The sequence below is a fragment of the Holdemania massiliensis genome, from assembly GCF_022440805.1.
GTDB lineage: Bacteria > Bacillota_I > Bacilli_A > Erysipelotrichales > Erysipelotrichaceae > Holdemania > Holdemania massiliensis_A.
Genome location: NZ_JAKNTK010000001.1, coordinates 279,654 through 296,397 on the forward strand (window position 1 = coordinate 279,654; position 16,744 = coordinate 296,397).

Annotated in this window: 19 protein-coding genes; 17 read left to right on the plus strand and 2 right to left on the minus strand. The window is 47.0% G+C overall.

The genetic code is table 11. The annotated features are described in order from the left end of the window. Position 1: 1 nt before the first annotated feature. The 17 genes from MCG46_RS01335 (at position 2) to MCG46_RS01415 (ending at position 15,469) form a co-directional block, all read left to right on the plus strand. Positions 2-274 (plus strand): hypothetical protein, encoded by a 273-nt coding sequence (locus MCG46_RS01335; RefSeq protein ID WP_240276931.1) that lies wholly within the window; start codon positions 2-4, stop codon positions 272-274. A 14-nt stretch (positions 275-288) separates the two neighbouring features. After that, on the plus strand, positions 289-801 hold the full coding sequence (locus tag MCG46_RS01340; protein WP_240276933.1) for an HK97-gp10 family putative phage morphogenesis protein: 513 nt from the start codon (positions 289-291) through the stop codon (positions 799-801). Next, a complete protein-coding gene (locus MCG46_RS01345) occupies positions 798-1,154 on the plus strand; it encodes a hypothetical protein (RefSeq protein ID WP_240276935.1) in 357 nt (118 codons plus the stop codon). The genes MCG46_RS01340 and MCG46_RS01345 overlap by 4 nt, the downstream gene beginning before the upstream one ends. Positions 1,155-1,169: 15 nt before the next feature. Next, positions 1,170-1,583: a phage tail protein gene (locus tag MCG46_RS01350; RefSeq protein WP_240276937.1), complete on the plus strand. Its 414-nt coding sequence runs from the start codon at positions 1,170-1,172 to the stop codon at positions 1,581-1,583. A 13-nt stretch (positions 1,584-1,596) separates the two neighbouring features. Then, positions 1,597-1,977 (plus strand): DUF6096 family protein, encoded by a 381-nt coding sequence (locus MCG46_RS01355; RefSeq protein WP_072685752.1) that lies wholly within the window; start codon positions 1,597-1,599, stop codon positions 1,975-1,977. Between the two features lie 98 nt (positions 1,978-2,075). Then, positions 2,076-2,363: a hypothetical protein gene (locus MCG46_RS01360; RefSeq protein ID WP_072685753.1), complete on the plus strand. Its 288-nt coding sequence runs from the start codon at positions 2,076-2,078 to the stop codon at positions 2,361-2,363. After that, positions 2,360-4,861: a phage tail protein gene (locus MCG46_RS01365; protein WP_240276939.1), complete on the plus strand. Its 2,502-nt coding sequence runs from the start codon at positions 2,360-2,362 to the stop codon at positions 4,859-4,861. Before MCG46_RS01360 ends, MCG46_RS01365 begins: the two co-directional genes overlap by 4 nt. Positions 4,862-4,873: 12 nt before the next feature. Next, positions 4,874-5,251 (plus strand): hypothetical protein, encoded by a 378-nt coding sequence (locus tag MCG46_RS01370; protein ID WP_072685756.1) that lies wholly within the window; start codon positions 4,874-4,876, stop codon positions 5,249-5,251. Positions 5,252-5,259: 8 nt separating this feature from the next. Further along, positions 5,260-7,218, plus strand: coding sequence for a hypothetical protein (locus tag MCG46_RS01375; protein ID WP_240276940.1), 1,959 nt, complete (start codon positions 5,260-5,262; stop codon positions 7,216-7,218). Position 7,219: 1 nt separating this feature from the next. Then, positions 7,220-7,621 carry a hypothetical protein gene (locus MCG46_RS01380; protein WP_240276941.1) on the plus strand — a complete coding sequence of 134 codons (402 nt, stop codon included), beginning with the start codon at positions 7,220-7,222 and terminating at the stop codon, positions 7,619-7,621. Then, positions 7,622-10,822: a pyocin knob domain-containing protein gene (locus tag MCG46_RS01385; RefSeq protein WP_240276944.1), complete on the plus strand. Its 3,201-nt coding sequence runs from the start codon at positions 7,622-7,624 to the stop codon at positions 10,820-10,822. Further along, positions 10,822-11,271 carry a hypothetical protein gene (locus tag MCG46_RS01390; RefSeq protein ID WP_240276946.1) on the plus strand — a complete coding sequence of 150 codons (450 nt, stop codon included), beginning with the start codon at positions 10,822-10,824 and terminating at the stop codon, positions 11,269-11,271. Before MCG46_RS01385 ends, MCG46_RS01390 begins: the two co-directional genes overlap by 1 nt. Then, positions 11,271-11,735, plus strand: a complete 465-nt coding sequence (locus MCG46_RS01395) for a hypothetical protein (protein WP_240276949.1) — start codon at positions 11,271-11,273, stop codon at positions 11,733-11,735. Before MCG46_RS01390 ends, MCG46_RS01395 begins: the two co-directional genes overlap by 1 nt. Next, on the plus strand, positions 11,705-12,751 hold the full coding sequence (locus MCG46_RS01400; RefSeq protein ID WP_240276951.1) for a hypothetical protein: 1,047 nt from the start codon (positions 11,705-11,707) through the stop codon (positions 12,749-12,751). Before MCG46_RS01395 ends, MCG46_RS01400 begins: the two co-directional genes overlap by 31 nt. Before the next feature lies 1 nt (position 12,752). After that, positions 12,753-13,481 carry a hypothetical protein gene (locus MCG46_RS01405; protein WP_240276953.1) on the plus strand — a complete coding sequence of 243 codons (729 nt, stop codon included), beginning with the start codon at positions 12,753-12,755 and terminating at the stop codon, positions 13,479-13,481. A gap of 13 nt (positions 13,482-13,494) precedes the next feature. After that, positions 13,495-15,030, plus strand: coding sequence for an N-acetylmuramoyl-L-alanine amidase (locus MCG46_RS01410; protein ID WP_240276955.1), 1,536 nt, complete (start codon positions 13,495-13,497; stop codon positions 15,028-15,030). Positions 15,031-15,046: 16 nt separating this feature from the next. Next, positions 15,047-15,469 carry a phage holin family protein gene (locus tag MCG46_RS01415; protein WP_240276957.1) on the plus strand — a complete coding sequence of 141 codons (423 nt, stop codon included), beginning with the start codon at positions 15,047-15,049 and terminating at the stop codon, positions 15,467-15,469. 18 nt (positions 15,470-15,487) lie between these two features. On the opposite strand, the gene MCG46_RS01420 is transcribed toward MCG46_RS01415, so the two are convergent. Both MCG46_RS01420 and MCG46_RS01425 read right to left on the minus strand, forming a co-directional pair. Continuing rightward, positions 15,488-16,090 (minus strand): hypothetical protein, encoded by a 603-nt coding sequence (locus tag MCG46_RS01420; RefSeq protein ID WP_240276959.1) that lies wholly within the window; start codon positions 16,088-16,090, stop codon positions 15,488-15,490. Then, a complete protein-coding gene (locus tag MCG46_RS01425) occupies positions 16,083-16,631 on the minus strand; it encodes a helix-turn-helix domain-containing protein (protein ID WP_240276961.1) in 549 nt (182 codons plus the stop codon). Before MCG46_RS01425 ends, MCG46_RS01420 begins: the two co-directional genes overlap by 8 nt. Positions 16,632-16,744 lie beyond the last annotated feature (113 nt).

The window sequence follows — 16,744 nt, forward strand, 5'->3', positions numbered from 1 at the left end:
TATGGCTCAAAACGAGGAAGGCAATACTTACTCGACTTGGGGAAGTCCGGTTGAAATTGATGCTGAAATCTGGCCAGCCGGCGGGCAACTGCAGGCGCAGATTTATGGTCAGGAGCTGCAGTATATGCTGAATATGCTCTATCAGGGCGAGCAGGAGATCAAAGAGACGGATGGTATCTGTGTTTTTGTTGCTGCAGATCAGGATCCTGACTACCAGGTGATCTCACAGCAGCGATATGCTAGCCATCAGCTTTTTGTGCTCAAAAAGCGATGAGTGACCTTGTTGGTTTGAAAAAACTGTTGGATCAGCTGGATGCCGTGTCAGATAACGCCCAGGACGTCCTGTTAAAGTCCATGAAAAGGGCTGCAGGTTTTGTCCGCGATGACGCTCGATTACGTGTACCGTTTAAAACAGGGGATCTGCGGCGCAGGATTCACAGCCGTACGACGAAAACAGAAACAGGTGTAAGGTCAGTCGTCTCTGTCAGCTCTGAATATGGCGCTTATGTCGAATTCGGCACGGGTCCACGGGGTGAAGAAAATCACGAGGGGATCTCGCCAGAACTGAATCCGCATTACTCGCAAACAGGATGGACAATACCGGCCAGCGCTATGTCTGAAAAAGACGCACAGGACTATGGGCTGGGAATTGCCAAAAAAGATGGCAAAGTGATCGGGTATTATACCAAAGGTATGCCAGCACGACCTTACATGTATCCGGCGCTGAAGGATAACGAGGATCAGATCAATAAAAACGTGGCCAAGGATCTCAAAAAAGCAATCAAGGAGGCAGCGAAATGATAGACGCCAAAAAGATTATCTTCGGGGAATTAAAGAAAATCTCTGAAAATGTAACGGATACCTATCCGGATGACTGGAAGAAGTTTCCCTGCATTCAGTTTTTAGAAGAGGAAAATATTCCGCAGGAGATTACCGACGACACAGAGCGCATGTCATATATCCGCTATAAAGTGGATATCTGGGATAAAGTTAGTACAACGGCAGCAGCCCTGCAGATCAATGCGGTGTTTGCCGGACTGGGGCTCAACCGGTCATCCAGCGTGGATGTACCGGAGCAGTCTTATTTAAAGCACAAAGTGATGCGTTTTGAGGGTGTCGTGGATCACGATACCCTGATTGTTTATCAGAAATAGAAAGGGGCGAAGTGAATGCTTGCCAATGGAATTAAGTTAGGCTACAAAGAAACTGCGGAAGCCGCAGAGTTTACCGATCTGACAGGGTTGAAGGAAGTGCCGGAACTTGGTTCGGATCCAGAGAAAGTAGATAACACCGATTTAGCTGCTGATGTAAAGCAGTACGAAATGGGAATCGGTGATGCCGGGGATATGGAGTATAAGTTCAAGTATGTGAATACGGCTAATTCCTCTTATCGAAAACTGCGGACTGCTGCAGATAGTAAGAAGGTTTATCCTTTCCAGCAGACGATGCCGGACGGAACTAAGTATCAGTTTGATGCGCAGGTCAACGTCAAAGTTGGAGGCGGTGGCGTGAATGCCGCGATTGAATTTACAGCGTCGATGGCGCTGCAGAGTAAGATCACAGTTGTGGATCCGACGGAATAGGAGATGAAAAATAATGAATGAAACAAAAAGAAAGCCCTTTGCGGTCTGGACTGTTGGAGAAACCGACTACAGGCTTAAACTGGACACAGCCACGATCGCAGAACTAGAAACAAAGTTTAAATGCAATTTGCTGACCCTGCTGGAAAGCAGCGGCAGTATGCCGGCTTTGTCAGTCATGCTGACGATCATCCATGGGGCGATGAAAAAATTCAATCATGGCGTTACCTATAAAGAGGTTCAGAGTTTGTTTGATCAGTATTTGGATGAGGGCGGTTCTCAGGTAGCGTTTCTGTCAGATATTGTACTGCCGGTTTATCAGGTGTCCGGTTTTTTCTCGGAAGCTCAGACGGAAGTCATGGACAGCCAGATGGCGGAGGTTCGCGAGAATATCTAACTGTTACTGACTATCTGAATGAGCTTTATGTTCAGGCGCTGAAATTTGGAATCACCCCCGATTGTTTCTGGGCGTCAACGGTCCAAGAGATCATTGACATGATCGATGCCCGGCAGGAAAAACAAACAGAGGAGCTTAAGCTGCAGATCACGATGCTGTCTGTCCAAGCAGAACAGATTTTTGAAGGCATGGTCACAATTTGGAGCGATAAAAACAGCAAGCCTCAGCGTCGGCAAATTTGGGATTTTTACCCGAAGCTTTTTGAAAAAGAGCGTGAGGCGTATGAAATTCAGCGTCAAAAAGACGAAATGGCTTTGTATCAAGCGAAATTCAATGATTTCGTGCTCAGGCATAATCGCAAATATGGAGGTGATGACCAAGCATGAACGGAATCACTCTTGAAAAGCTGCAGGTCATCATCGAAGCGCAGACCCAGGATCTGCGCAACGAGCTTGCTAAAGTAAAGCAGCAGCTCACATCAACCTCAGCCGCAGTAAAAAAAGAAACCGGGAAGATCGGAAATTCCTTCGGCGGAATGATGAAAAAGGTCATGGGTTTGGTAGGAATTACCGCCGTTGTCACCTCTCTTAAGAAAGTAGGATCAGCCGCAATCGAGATGGCCAGTGATCTGCAGGAGGTGCAAAACGTCGTCGATACGGCGTTTGGTGACATGGCTTATATGGTTGAGAATTTCTCAAAGAAAGCGATCGATCAGTTCGGCATGTCGGAGCTGACGGCGAAGCGGACAGCGTCCACCTACATGGCCATGTCAAAGGGCATGGGAATCGCCGGGGACAAAGCGGCGAAGATGGCGATCAGTGTTGCGGGATTAACTGGCGATGTCGCTTCGTTTTACAATGTCAGCCAGTCGGTAGCGGACACAGCGCTGAAATCCATCTGGACAGGTGAGACAGAAAGCCTGAAGCAATTCGGCGTTGTCATGACGCAAACGAATCTGCAGCAGTTTGCTTATAGCAAAGGGATCCAGAAGACGATTGCCGACATGGATCAGGCAGAACAGACAACGCTGCGGTATATGTACGTCACTGAGCAGCTTAGTCTGGCTCAGGGTGACTTTTCCAAGACCAGCGGCAGCTGGGCAAACCAGATCCGCATCTTGCAAGAGCGCTGGAAGCAGCTGCTGGGGATCATCGGAAACGGTTTGGTTCAGGTGCTGACGCCGGTTATTCAGTTTATCAATATGATCGTTTCCAAGTTGTTGTGGTTTGCGCAGGTGCTGCAGTCTGTCTTCCGCGGCTTATTTGGCGGTGGTAAAGCGGATCCAGTAGCAGGCGCGGCTGCATCAGCGAGCAAAGCGGAATCCGCCCAAAACGGGTACACTAACTCGCTAAAAAAATCAGATGCTCAGGCTAAAAAGAATCAGAAAACTTTGGCCGGCTTCGATGAAATCAATAACATCAATCAACCGCAATCTGGAGCTGAGGGTGCTGATATGTCCGGGCTTGGCGGCGATGGATTCGCAATAGATTTCGGAGATCTCGGGCTGGATGAAGAGCCTGATACATCCGGAATTGAGAAAGCGGCCGAGAAGATCAGAAACATCATCAAGGGGGTGCTGGACTTCCTTGATGAGAATAAGGCTAAAATTCTTGCGATTATGGGTGGCGTTGCCGCCTTTTTAATTGCCTTGAAATGGCCTGCAATTGCAGCAGCGATTGGAAAGATTGTGATGCCGCTTAAAAAAGCATTTGACTGGTTAAAGGCGTTTATGAGCCTGGCGTCAAGCGAAGGGATCATCGGAGCTTTAAAAGCTGCCTTCTTGGGATTCAGTACAACAGGGCTGATTGTAGCGGCGGTCATCGGAGCTGTGGTAGCGGCGGTGATTTACCTCTGGAACACCTCAGACGAATTCCGCAACAATGTGATGGCTGTTGTGGAGGGCCTGATGTCAGTGTTGAATCAGTTGTGGCAAGGCGTGTTGGTACCGATCGGGAATTTTATCTTGGATTTGATCGACAATGTGATCATGCCGTTGGTCAATATCATCGCTCAAGCCGTTTGTGCTGTCGTTTTAGAGTTGAGTGGTGTATTATCCGCTTTATGGGTCAATATACTGCAGCCCATCGCTGAATTTATTGTGGGTGTTTTATCGGTTTGCTTCCAAGGATTGTATGATATCTGGGTGGCTATGCTGCCAGCGATCAATGAGATGATGGCAATCTTGCAGACAATTTGGGTTGACACACTGCAGCCGATTGCTGCTTTTATTGCGGATGTGCTCATTGTTGCTATTCAACTATTGGGTACAATCATCCAAACCGTTCTGACAACCGCGCAGACAATGTTTAATAAGCTGGTTACTTTCTTGACTGGTACCTTTGCAAAAAGCTGGGAAACCGTCTGGGGTGGCTGTAAAACTGTGTTTGCAACGATCTGGAACACGATTATCGACATCATAGAAACAGCTGTGAATTTTATCATCGACGCGATTAACTGGTGTATTGATCAAATTAATAAGATCCACATTGATGTGCCTGGGTGGGTTACGGCCTTAACCGGAATGACCACTTTTGGCTTTAATATCGCTCGTATAGAGCGTGTGTCGTTACCGCGGATTGAGATGCCGAAACTGGCCAACGGTGGTTTGGCCTACGGTCCTACTACGGCGATTGTCGGTGACAATCCAGGGGCATCGTCGGATCCAGAGGTTATCGCACCACTGTCTAAGCTGCAGAACTTAATGGGCTTCGGCAGCGCGGAAACGCTGAACGCTTTGAATCGTCTATACGATATCCTGCTCATGATTTATGAAAAGGACGACACCGTTATCATTGATGGGGAATCATTGGCCGATCGAATCAACAGGATCAACAAGGACAATGATCGCAGGCGGGGAAATCCGGTATTTGCCTTGGAAAGATAGGAGGGATAGGCAATGATCTATATTTGGACAGACGATGATCCAACACCACGAGAATTACCAATCCCTTGTAAATTTGACTGGCAGTTCTCTGACCTAGATCGGGGATCCGGGCGAAATGATTTTGGCTTAATGATGAGAGAAAGAATTGGGTCAAAAGTAAAATTAACTCTGAGCTGGAATCCAAAAAAGCAAAACAGAAAAGCAAATGAGGCAATGATCCGTTTTTTGAAATCATTGCCTCCTTATTGTTATTTGAAATATCCGGATCCGGACGGAACAACGCCAACGATTGAGTGCTATCGTGGAGATATTAAATCCGGGATGTATCACTATGATCCAATTAGCGGCAGCATTTGGAAGGATACGTCAACGTCCTTTACAGAGAGGTAGGCGCTGATATGGCAAAAACAACGCAGACCTTTTTTGAGAACTCTATTTATAAGTATAGGGATACGGAAGCTGAGATCGATATTGACGTTTTTGACAATACCGCCAAAGGAGATATTAGTGATGTGACTGTAAGTCAGCGGCGTCTGGCTCATCTCACTGAGGTGTATGACGGAGATCGGGATATCCCTAAGCGGTTCGCAACCTGCGAGTACGATCAATTTTCACTTGACGGATCCATGACCCTTCTTCCAGATGATTACGCGCGTGAGAAGGTCGGCTGGTGGTCGGAGCTGTCGGATGATAACTGCGAGTTTATCCGACCGCAGATCATCACAGTGCGGTTTGACAAGCGGCACAGCTCAGCCGGGATCACTTGCTATTACGATGAGTACAGTAAACCGGTGGAGTCGATCTGTCGATGGTATCGTGGTGATGAGCTGTTGGCAGAGTACAAGCTACTTTACCCAGCGTGGACGGTTGAGTCCTTTAACAGCGCCAACATCACTGTCGATCAATTTAATGAGATGACCGTTGGATCGTTCAATTACGGCGAGGCACCGGCAAAACAGGAGTATGGGCAGAGCGTTGACGGCTATGATCATATTGAGATCGAGATGATTCAGACGCAAAACCCACAGACCTATGTCAAGCTTTACGAGATTGATTTTGGGTTGACGTATGCGCTGACAGGCGAGCAAACACAGGGGGCAAAGGTTAAAGAGCAGGTATCCTTATTGAGCAACACTCTTTACCCCAACGAGCTGTCTTTTAATCTTGAGAATTATGAGCGCAAGTATGATCTGCTCAACCCGTCGGATCTGCTGCGTTATTTTAAAAAAGGGCAGGAGGTGCGGGTCCAGGCCGGTGTCAAAAATCGCAAGACTGGGATTTATGAGCGGAACAACATGGGCAAATATTACCTAGATCCACCATCCAGTAAATCCGCCAAGCTGACCTGCAAGGCTTACGGCATCTTAAACATGCTGCTGGATGATGAGGACTATTACTCCCCGTTTTGGCAGGACGCAACAGTCGCTGATATCGTCAATGACATCCTGATTGGCTACGACCACTACGTCCATCCTAACGTCGCCGGGATTAAGCTGACCGGCTACATCCCAACGCAAAACAAAAAGGACGCCTTAAAGGTAGTGGCTATCGCGGTGGGTGCCATTGTCAAAGAGGGACGTGACGGTAAGATTTACTTTTATCAGGCGACAGAGGAGCTGATCAGCAATCAGATTATTGCGGAGGACACAGTTTATACGGGCTGGCCGCATGCAGGCATGCTGATGGCCGGTCTGCAGCCCTTACCGCAGACAATCGTTGCACTGCCGTATGTGCTTAAGGTCGATCGCAACACCCGGCTAGGGGATATCGACTCCAAAGACATTGGCAGTTACACCAAGGTGTCCGTCAGTTACTTTAACTATGGACCAGCAAACTCGACTGCTGAGCTGCAGGAGCTGTTTAGCGGCGAGGTGATCACTGATGAGGACGGTAATGCCAAGATTACTTATTCAGATGCGCCAGTCTACGATCTGACCTGTGAGCTGCCAACTGGCTGCACAATCAAGCACTACGCTGATGTAAGTCTGTTCCGTGGCGATCCTGATACGATTTATGAGCTGGTAGTCAAGGGTAGGGTGCGCAAGGTTTCGAGCGCCACAGCCAGCGCTATGCAGCCCCAGATCGAGATTGACCCGCAAGCACAAACGCTGGTGCTGGACAGCTGCAATGAGCTGATCGGCAGCGCCCAGCAAGCCAGGACTGCCGCTAGGTGGTATCTGGATCAGATGCAAAAACGGCTGGACATCAGCTTCAAGTGGTGGGCAGTGGCAACCACGGAGGCATCAGAGTATTTAGAGGTTGAGACCACTTACGGAACCATCGTTAAGGCGCAGATCAGCAGCATTGAGTATGATCTCGGCGGTGGATTGACCGCAACCGTTAAGGGGGTGGTGTGATATGGAGTATAAAACTTTCCGGGCGACGGACCGTTACAACGTTGACGACCTGCTGCGGGTTGAGCGTAACTGCCAGATCCTGAGGGATCGGATTGCAGCGTTACTTGGCGTTAATCTGCAGCTGGACATCCGGACGGACTGGGATCTGACCAGCCTGCCGACGATCAGCCAGATGGATCGGATCCGGTGCAACATCGAGCAGCTGGCACGCACCATGCGCGACGCCTACACGATCCCCGATTTTGGAGATTATTTTGATTACACGATCGCTAACCAGTTTGAGCGGGCGTTTGAGTTTATGGATCAGTACCTTGCGGATCTGATCGCGATCATCAGTCAGCCGCTGGCTAGTCAGTATTTTGCCAACGAGCCATTATTTCTGCCTGCAGAGAGGAGGGATTAAGTGGCAAATTTATATGATTTCACGGAGCGGCTCAAGTTGCTCCTTTATTTAAACCATCGCAAGTCATCGGTCAATACCCGACATTTTGATGACAACTTTCAGGCGGTGGATGACTTTGCACGGGAGACGGATCAAAAGTTTGTCGACCAGGATACAGCGCGGAATCAGCTGCAGTCTGATCTACTGGAGATCATCCGCACCAACAAAACTGCTTTTGACAATCACGCTGCAGATCAAAGCAATCCACACGCTGTTACCAAGCTGCAGGTGGGGTTGGGTAATGCGGATAACACAAGCGATATCGACAAGCCAGTCTCAACAGCCCAGGCTAAGGCGATCAAAGCAGTCCAGGATGACGTAACCACGCATAAGCAAGACACTGATAATCCCCACGGGGTGACCAAAGCTCAAGTCGGACTTGGCAGCGCCGATGATACCAGTGATCTTGACAAGCCGGTGTCGACTGCCCAGGCGGCAGCCATAAAGACAGTACAGGACGATATTACGGCTCATAAAAACAGTAAGACCAATCCCCATGGCGTGACAAAATCGCAGGTGGGGCTGGGCAATGTGCCCAACGTGGCAACCAACGATCAGACGCCAAGCTACACTGCAGCTACTGTCCTGGCTGCTCTCGTGTCCGGTGAGAAGCTCAGCGTTGCTTTTGGTAAGCTCGCCAAGGGTACAACGGATCTGATCTCCCATCTAGCCAACAAGTCTAATCCGCATGGAGTGACCAAAGCACAGATCGGATTGGGTAGTGTTGACAATACTGCGGATAAGTCTAAACCGGTATCCACACCGCAGCAGAACGCGATTGACGCCGCAATGGCTCAAGCTAACGCCTACACACTGCAAAAGATCGCGGATCTGATCAACGGCGCTCCGGAGTCGATGGATACGTTAAAAGAGGTCGCTGATGCCCTCGCTGCCAACGAGGATGTCATGTCTGCCTTAAACGCGGCCATCGGCACCAAAGCACCCCAAGCGGAGCTTGATGGGCACACCGGTAATACGACAATCCACATTACGGCAACAGAGCGCACGAACTGGAACGGTGCGGTTAACGCAAAGCATAGTCATGCCAATAAAGCGTTGTTGGACACCTACACGCAAACCGAAGCTAACCTTGCAAGCGCGGTAAGTAACAAGCACAGTCATGGTAATAAGTCGGTTATAGATGGCATTACAGCCGCTCTAATCAGCGCATGGAACGGTGCAGTAAGTGCTCAACATAGTCACAGCAATAAGGCTCTGCTGGACTCTTACACACAGACTGAAACTAACCTGGCGTCAGCCGTGTCATCTAAGCATACTCATAGCAATAAAGCAGTGATTGATAAGATTACTCAGGCTATGTTAGATACCTGGGATACGGTGAGCGGTAAAGCGGCAGCAGTGCATAAGCACGTTAAAGTTGATATTACTGACTTTCCAGCTTCGTTAAAAAATCCAACGGCGTTAACGCTAAAGCTGAACGGTACAGCTGCAGTTACTTACGATGGATCCGCTGCTAAAGAGGTTAATGTCACACCGGCAGGGATCGGAGCTGCGGTAAGCGATCATGTGCATACTAGCATTAATGATAGCGGTGACGGCAAGCCGACAACGTTTGCTTACTCAAAGTCCGGTCTTGAAACAACCTCATGGGTTGCGGCATGGAGTGGCAAAGAGCTGCGCGCTATATCGCCAGCCAATCTTTTAAAAACAATTGGTGCAGCTGCGGCGAGCCACACGCATACCAAAGCTCAGATCAGCGACTTTGCTCATACACACGATGATCGGTATTATACCGAAGCTGAAATCGACACTAAGGTAAAAACGATTAATGACACCATCGCAAGTAAAGGCGGTGGGGATATGTTGAAATCTGTCTATGATACCGACGGTGATGGTATCGTTGACAAAGCTGAGGCTGTACCTTGGTCTGGTGTAACGGGTAAACCATCAACCTTCGCACCGTCTTCACATACGCATACAAAAGGTCAGATTAGCGATTTCCCTACATCTCTCCCAGCCAATGGAGGCACAGCGAATTACTTAAATGCAATAGCAATACCAGCAAATGCTAATTTAAACAGTTACACTACGCCGGGATTTTATTATTGCGCGGCGAATGCAACTGTGGCTACGATGACTAATGCGCCTTCAGGTAATGCTTTCTTCATGATTGTAGGGAAGCACGCAGGAACATTTCAGATGTTTGTTGAATATACAGTTTCTAGTCAGAAAATATACATCAGAAATTATTATGGTAGCTGGGGTTCTTGGCAACGTATTTTTACGACAGCAAATAAACCAACTTTATCCGAATTAGGAGCTGCTGCTACGAGCCATACACACACGAAATCGCAGATATCAGACTTTCCTTCTTCGTTACCTGCTAATGGTGGTAACGCAGCTACGGTTGGAGGGTTTACTGTTGGTGTTAATGTCCCGGCAAACGCTAAGTTTACTGACACGGTTTATACACACCCAGCTTACACTGCAAGGAGTTCTGGCCTCTACAAGATTACAGTTGACGCAAAAGGACATGTTTCTGCTGTTACAGCTGTATCCAAAGCTGATATTACTGCGTTAGGTATACCGGGGCAAGATACAAACACGGTGTACACTCACCCTACAACTGCTGGCAATAAGCATATTCCATCCGGCGGGTCGTCAGGTCAGATATTACGCTGGTCATCTGATGGTACAGCAGTTTGGGGTGCTGATAACAACACAACTTATAGTGCATTTAAAGCAGCAACAGCTTCAGCCGCCGGTGGGGCAGGTTTAGTACCAGCGCCTGCTGCTGGTAAACAAACCAGTTTTTTAAGAGGTGATGGTACGTGGGCTGTGCCGAGTAACACGACTTACGGTTTAGCGACCGCAAGCGCCAATGGGTTAATGCCGGCTACCTATGTTGCAAAAGTGGACAAGCTTAATCCGGAAAATGTCATCCGCAATGTCACTATTGCAGTCGCATCGTTTGTGGCAAATACGGATGACAACAAGACTCAGTATCCTTATTGTGCAGACTACACGGTCAGCGGCATGACGGCCACGTGCTGGGCTAACGTTAATCTGTCAGCAGCATCCAAGGCCCTCGGGGTCATTGAGCAGGGCAACACAATGGCAGGCAAGTTGAGGCTGTACGCTAATGCTGTGCCAGCAAGCGATATTGTCATTGATAACATTGTCTGGAAGGAGGTAGGATGATGGCTTTAAGCGAGATTAAAGACACAACCGGGTCAAAGCTCAATCAGTACAAAATAACCCATGCAGATGGCACCACAGAGGTTGTTACGCTGGAGTTTAGCCCGGGGGAGGACTATGTACCGGGCACTCCGTTTAACGCCGCTACGGTCAATCCCTGGCTGCGTAAGATCAACAACCACGATCTGATGCCGATCGAAAATATCACAGTGCCGACATCGCAGTTTGTTGACTCAGCGGATTATCCGCAGTATGCATATCATGTGGATATTGCAGTGGCCGGGCTGCTTGAATCCGACTACTGCCACGTGACGCTCTCGCCGGCGACTGACGAGGAGGGCTGCATTGCCAAAGGGCGGAGCCTTAACGGCATCCTGCGGTTGTATGCGGTCGCACTGCCGGAGGAGAGCATCACAATATCAACGCTTGTAATAGATAGGAGGGGTGTTTAATGATTTTTGATATCTTAGGATCAGGCAAAGGTAAAAATCCGTTCCCGGGATACCAACTAAAAGTAGGGGAATTGTGTTCCTTGCCTGCATTAACTACAAACAGTGCCAATGAACGAGTTCTAACAATACCGGCAGGATGTATTCCAGTGTGTATTAAAATGGATCCAACATTCAAAGCAAGCAGTGGAAAAGGTGAAACTTCGACTTTAGTTTTAGACGTAAGAGATAATAACAATAAAGAGTTTTACCGCGCGTGCAGGAATGGGTCGGGCCAAATATATAACAACGGAACGGCATATTTATGTCCATTGGGAGCTTACGATGGGGACTTGGAACTTGCGAAGACATGCACTAAAATTCGTGTTCGAGCTCATAATTCAGGTATGGAATATCTATATAGTGACTATCAATATGGAAAGGTAGCTGTTACCATGTGGCTCGAAAAAAATCCGGGGGGGGGGTAATAGTTCGTATATCAAACTATTTAAAAGCCCTTTTGTTAAGCCATTATTCACGATTTTTAAAAAGACTAAAAACACTCAAAAGCGGGGTGAAAACCATGCTTTTTGACATACAAGGCAAAGCTGGGGGAGGTTCATCCTATCCAGGCTATGAGCTTAAAACTGGCATTTTGTGTAGTGTACCGCAAGTGACGCAAAGTAACACAGCACGGCGAAGTTTAGCTATACCCGCAAATTGTATTCCGATCTGCATTAAGTGTTCGGGAACATGGAACTGTTATTCAGGCAAAGGTGAAACCTCGAGCTTGGGAATCTCTATTTCCGATAACAATGGGAAATCGTTCTTAAATGTAAACAAGAACTCTGGCCCGCAGTGGATGAACATTAGCAACGGCTTCTATCTCTACCCTCTGGGCGCTTATGACAACGATGTCGAAGCTGCTGCAACAATCAACCGCATTGATATCAACACTTGGGGCAATGGCGGTATGTATGACGCAACCACAGGCAAAGTAGAAGTTACTGCATGGCTTGAGAAAACCGGATCAGGTGGAGCTAAGCCAGTTAAGCCAAAAGAGTACAAGCGACTCTATTTATACAAAGATGGTGATCAATGCGAGGATGTAACTGGTGGATGGGCCTTTACAAAGCCAGCTTCTCCAGCAAGCGGGTACACTTCTTCTTTTAACAAAGAGGGATGTTTGTATTGTGGCGGGCAAAATAGCGGTAACGCAACCTTCGGCACTGTAAACTCAATAAATATGTCTGATTATGACCGTTTGATTGTTGAGTTTTACTACGGCGGCAATGCAAGCGACGGAAATGCAAGCTTCTATGTCAATTTTAACAGTGATAACAAGATTAAAGTGAATATAGCAACGGTTGCAAAAAATAAAGTTTGCTTAGCTGGTTCAGCCGATATGGTGGGCGGAAAAGTTAATCTTGTTGTAGCAACAGGCGGCTATTCGACGACAAATATGTATATCAAGCGTGTTTGGCTGGAAACGGTGGGTGAGTAATATGTTATTCGGAGAATGCAGAAACGAAAGTCGAAACTATCCAGGATATTTAGTGCATAGTAACTATGCTTATCCTAAAGAAACGATAATTTGTTCTGGGCAGCAGGGAACAAAATCGCTTGTAAGTAAATCTATTCCATTGGCAATTAGAGTAACGTTCAAAGCTGCATCGGAAAATGTCTATGGCCATCGAGTATCTCTAAATGGGAAAACAGTTACAGAAATACAGTGTTGTAATGGAAAATCATATGATATCACATTAGACCTTGAAGCTATTTATGGTTGGGATTGGTTGCTTGCCCAAACAAGTTTTGTATTTGGACACTATGATTGGTATCAAATGCCAACAACGATCCATGTTGTAAGATGGGCTGAAAAGTCTAGTGGCATTGGCAATAAATATGAAGTGGTTAATCTATTTGACGCGCGGCAATCGCCAGGCAGCGTGAGCGGGTCAAAGACGTTTGATAAACCAGTTTACGTAGACAAAGTTTACTTGTCGTGGTTCCGTAGCTACAGCGATTATAAGGCGACAGTAACCGTTAAGGTGACGCTGACCGATGATACTCAACAGACAATCTATTCAGTGTCAAATAGCAGCGTTGTGGGCGGTGAAAACGCAGTCTTAAACATCAATGACAAGATCAAAGCGATCAGCTTTGAGATGTTTAGTGGCAGCGTTGGCGGCAATGGTATTGGATATCAGGTTACTTTTGTAGCATTAAAATGAAAGAGGTAAATAAATGGAAATAACACAAGAAATTATTCCCAAGTCGCTGTGGGGGCTTAAATGCCCTCACAATATGATTCCGGAATACATTACGATCCACGAAACAGCGAATGATGCTTCAGCGCGAAATGAAGTTAACTACATGCAGGGAAACCAAAAAGAGGTTTCCTTTCATTTTGCGGTAGATGATAAACAAATCATTCAAGGGCTTCCGCTCGATCGCAACGCCTGGCATGCTGGTGATGGTTCGGAAGGAACCGGAAACCGGAAATCCATTGCGATCGAAATCTGTTACAGCAAGTACGGAGGACAGCATTATGAGCAAGCTCGGCTGAATGCGGTTGAGCTTACTGTAGAACTGTTAGGCAAGTACAACCTACCGCTGACCTGTTTGAAAAAACATCAGGACTGGTCATGTAAGTTCTGTCCTCACAGAATGTTGTCAGAAGGCCGATGGGATGATTTTGTAAAAAAAGTGAAAGAAAAATTAATAGAGGAGGATAAAAACATGGGCATTAAAGACAGTTACAAAACAGAGATCTACAGCGGCCTGACAATCCAGGTCGCACGTATGGGGATGGATCCTGATTATGAGTACAAGGGTACAGTCGTAGGCAAGCCGTTTGGCTCTAACGCAGTGCAACGATCTCAATCTATTGACGATCCGGAGCTGGAGGCGGATGGTTGGCAGTCTTGTGGCCACACCAACGGCGGAATCTTTTACAAAGAACCGAGTGATGGTAACTGGATGGCAAGCGGGATCGAGGTGCTGATGGGCAACGCCACACAGCTCTGGGACACTCGGTTTGACAACTGTGCAGCCATCGGTTTTTATCACTCTGGGGAGATGATCATCGGTACTCAGGCAGAGATCAAAGCTTTAGCCGCGGCTGGCCAGCTCCGAGGAGCGGTCACTGCAGCCTTCGGGGTTAAGCTCAATGGTCAGCGGTGGACAGCGGGATCAGAGTTTAATTCACAACGTGACTACATTTACAGCAACAAGTCCGGGCGCACGATCATCGGGCAGGCTGCAAATGGTCAGTATGTGATGGTATCTGTGCCAGGCGTAAGCGGCAAGTCTGGATTAACCGGCAGCCAGCTGCCTGCATTGGCTGATCACTTGGGGTTAACCACAGCGGTTTGCCTAGACGGAGGCGGTAGCCGGTACCTGTCTTACTGCGGGTCGATCAAAACAAACACCACCCGCGCAGTTAAAAACGACATTATTATTTATCGCCGCAAAAAGGCAACATCGGCACCGGATCCAGAGCCAGAAACAAAGCCAGATCATCAGCCGGATGCAGCTGGTGACGGTATGGTGCTGATCACAGACAAGGGTCCGCTGCGGATCCGCAATGCGGTGATGGGCGACAAGATCTTATACACGGTACCACAAGGCGAGCAGATCGACATTCTGGACATGCTGCCAGGGCGGCAAAAGGACGGTTATCAATGGGCGTTTGTGTCCTATAAACCAACGGGCAAGGACAAGATCATCGGATACAGCCAAGTAGATGGCGATTACTCGTTGCTTGATGAAAAAGGTTAAAGAAAGAAGAGGGAATATGAAGAAAATGGAAAATATCGTAAATATCTTCAAAGCTTGCGTAGCCACTGTGGGAACTTGGTTGACATGGATCTTCGGTGCATGGGATGTGGCTCTAGCTGTTTTAATAGCGTTTATGGCACTTGATTACACGTCAGGTCTGCTCAAAGCCTACATAAACAAGGAGGTGTCCAGCGATATTGGTCTTAAGGGCCTGACGCGCAAGTTTTTAATTTTACTTGTCCTAATCGCTGCGGTGCTGCTGGATCGCCTTATTAATACAGGTGATTGGGTATTCCGAACGATCGTCTGCTACTTTTATGTAGCAAACGAGGGGATTAGCTTGCTTGAAAACGCTGCAGCCCTTGGCCTACCGGTTCCGGATGCAATTAAAAACGCCCTAGCTCAATTAAAAGAGGGCGGGAAAAAAGAAATTAAATAGTAAACACCCCGACTTCCATCAGGAGGCCGGGGCCTTTTTTATGATATTAGAGTATAACTCTCGTTCAAGTTCTTTTCTTCTATTCGCTGCTTCTTCAAGAGTGTCATAACGTTCTCGGATTCTTTTTCCTTTAAACATTATTTCCATAATATATTTTTTCCTCTCTCTGCTTACGCCTTTGACTCCAGTTGTGTTTCTTTTGCTCAATTTCGGGCTGAGTACAGACAGAGGATTAGTTCCCTCATAACTTAAAGATCTCATTCTTTCTGCATTAATACAACCACAGCTTTTAGCCTTTCCGGCTTTTAAATTTGTAGCGCTAATGTTCACGGTTTTACCGCAATCGCACACGCATTCCCACATTACTTGGGGGCGCTTAGACACTATTTTTTTAGCAGTTAAACGTCCGAATCTTTTTCCGGATAGATCAACAATTCTTGACGGCTTTCCTAAGCACCCACAGCTCTTAGAATCACCGCTTAGCAAAGAATATCCATATACATATTTCTCATTTCCACACTTACAGCGACACAACCAAGTCTGCCTTCCCTTGATTGCTTCGCCAGGTTTGATTACTGTCCAGTAACCAAAAACACGCCCTGTCAAATCTTTTTTATTCATTCTGTATTAAGTTATCGACAGTTGTATTAAGCTCGCATGCGATCCTGTATACTGTGTCATACTTTGCTAATCTAAGATCGGATTCTCCAGATTCATAACGCTGATATTGTCTTTTAGTTATACCAACATTTTTAGCAATCTCATCTTGGGATAGACCAGCTTTAATGCGATACTCTTTCAAATTCTTACAAACGTTAGTTTCCAATAAATATTTAGCTGCTTTAGCTCCATAAATAACAGAGTTTCCGTTAGGCTTAAAGTCTTCCGGCAACATGTTTACGAGTTCAATGATCCGATCATAAAGCTTCTGATCTCTGGTCTTTAAGTCGTTCATGGCTTCAATTTCTTTTCTTAAAGCCCACATAGGTTCGGTTAAGGCACGAACATGGAAACTTTCTTGGAAATAGAATGAGGGGAGCGTAAATCCTGCTTTTTGTTCTTGCTTGAAAATTATGTGGATAAATTGTTTTGCAACGCCGTAAGCGAATTGAAATTTGTTTTCACCTTCCAGATTTACAAATGGATTAAATTGTTCTTTCATATAGTTTCCTCTTTTCTTTATCTGATTTCATTGTAGGCGACATATATGTCGTTGTCAATGAAAAGGTGACATTTGTGTCGTTTTTTGGGGAGGGTGGGGATTTTTTATTTTGT

What these genes read in the sequence shown, in the direction of transcription:
- MCG46_RS01420 (WP_240276959.1), bottom strand. Translation starts at nt 16,090, where the DNA reads ATGAATAAAAAAGATTTGACAGGGCGTGTTTTTGGTTACTGGACAGTA.
- MCG46_RS01365 (WP_240276939.1), top strand. Translation starts at nt 2,360, where the DNA reads ATGAACGGAATCACTCTTGAAAAGCTGCAGGTCATCATCGAAGCGCAG.
- MCG46_RS01395 (WP_240276949.1), top strand. Translation starts at nt 11,271, where the DNA reads ATGATTTTTGATATCTTAGGATCAGGCAAAGGTAAAAATCCGTTCCCG.
- MCG46_RS01375 (WP_240276940.1), top strand. Translation starts at nt 5,260, where the DNA reads ATGGCAAAAACAACGCAGACCTTTTTTGAGAACTCTATTTATAAGTAT.
- MCG46_RS01345 (WP_240276935.1), top strand. Translation starts at nt 798, where the DNA reads ATGATAGACGCCAAAAAGATTATCTTCGGGGAATTAAAGAAAATCTCT.
- MCG46_RS01360 (WP_072685753.1), top strand. Translation starts at nt 2,076, where the DNA reads ATGATCGATGCCCGGCAGGAAAAACAAACAGAGGAGCTTAAGCTGCAG.
- MCG46_RS01350 (WP_240276937.1), top strand. Translation starts at nt 1,170, where the DNA reads ATGCTTGCCAATGGAATTAAGTTAGGCTACAAAGAAACTGCGGAAGCC.
- MCG46_RS01355 (WP_072685752.1), top strand. Translation starts at nt 1,597, where the DNA reads ATGAATGAAACAAAAAGAAAGCCCTTTGCGGTCTGGACTGTTGGAGAA.
- MCG46_RS01380 (WP_240276941.1), top strand. Translation starts at nt 7,220, where the DNA reads ATGGAGTATAAAACTTTCCGGGCGACGGACCGTTACAACGTTGACGAC.
- MCG46_RS01410 (WP_240276955.1), top strand. Translation starts at nt 13,495, where the DNA reads ATGGAAATAACACAAGAAATTATTCCCAAGTCGCTGTGGGGGCTTAAA.
- MCG46_RS01405 (WP_240276953.1), top strand. Translation starts at nt 12,753, where the DNA reads ATGTTATTCGGAGAATGCAGAAACGAAAGTCGAAACTATCCAGGATAT.
- MCG46_RS01390 (WP_240276946.1), top strand. Translation starts at nt 10,822, where the DNA reads ATGGCTTTAAGCGAGATTAAAGACACAACCGGGTCAAAGCTCAATCAG.
- MCG46_RS01415 (WP_240276957.1), top strand. Translation starts at nt 15,047, where the DNA reads ATGAAGAAAATGGAAAATATCGTAAATATCTTCAAAGCTTGCGTAGCC.
- MCG46_RS01370 (WP_072685756.1), top strand. Translation starts at nt 4,874, where the DNA reads ATGATCTATATTTGGACAGACGATGATCCAACACCACGAGAATTACCA.
- MCG46_RS01425 (WP_240276961.1), bottom strand. Translation starts at nt 16,631, where the DNA reads ATGAAAGAACAATTTAATCCATTTGTAAATCTGGAAGGTGAAAACAAA.
- MCG46_RS01335 (WP_240276931.1), top strand. Translation starts at nt 2, where the DNA reads ATGGCTCAAAACGAGGAAGGCAATACTTACTCGACTTGGGGAAGTCCG.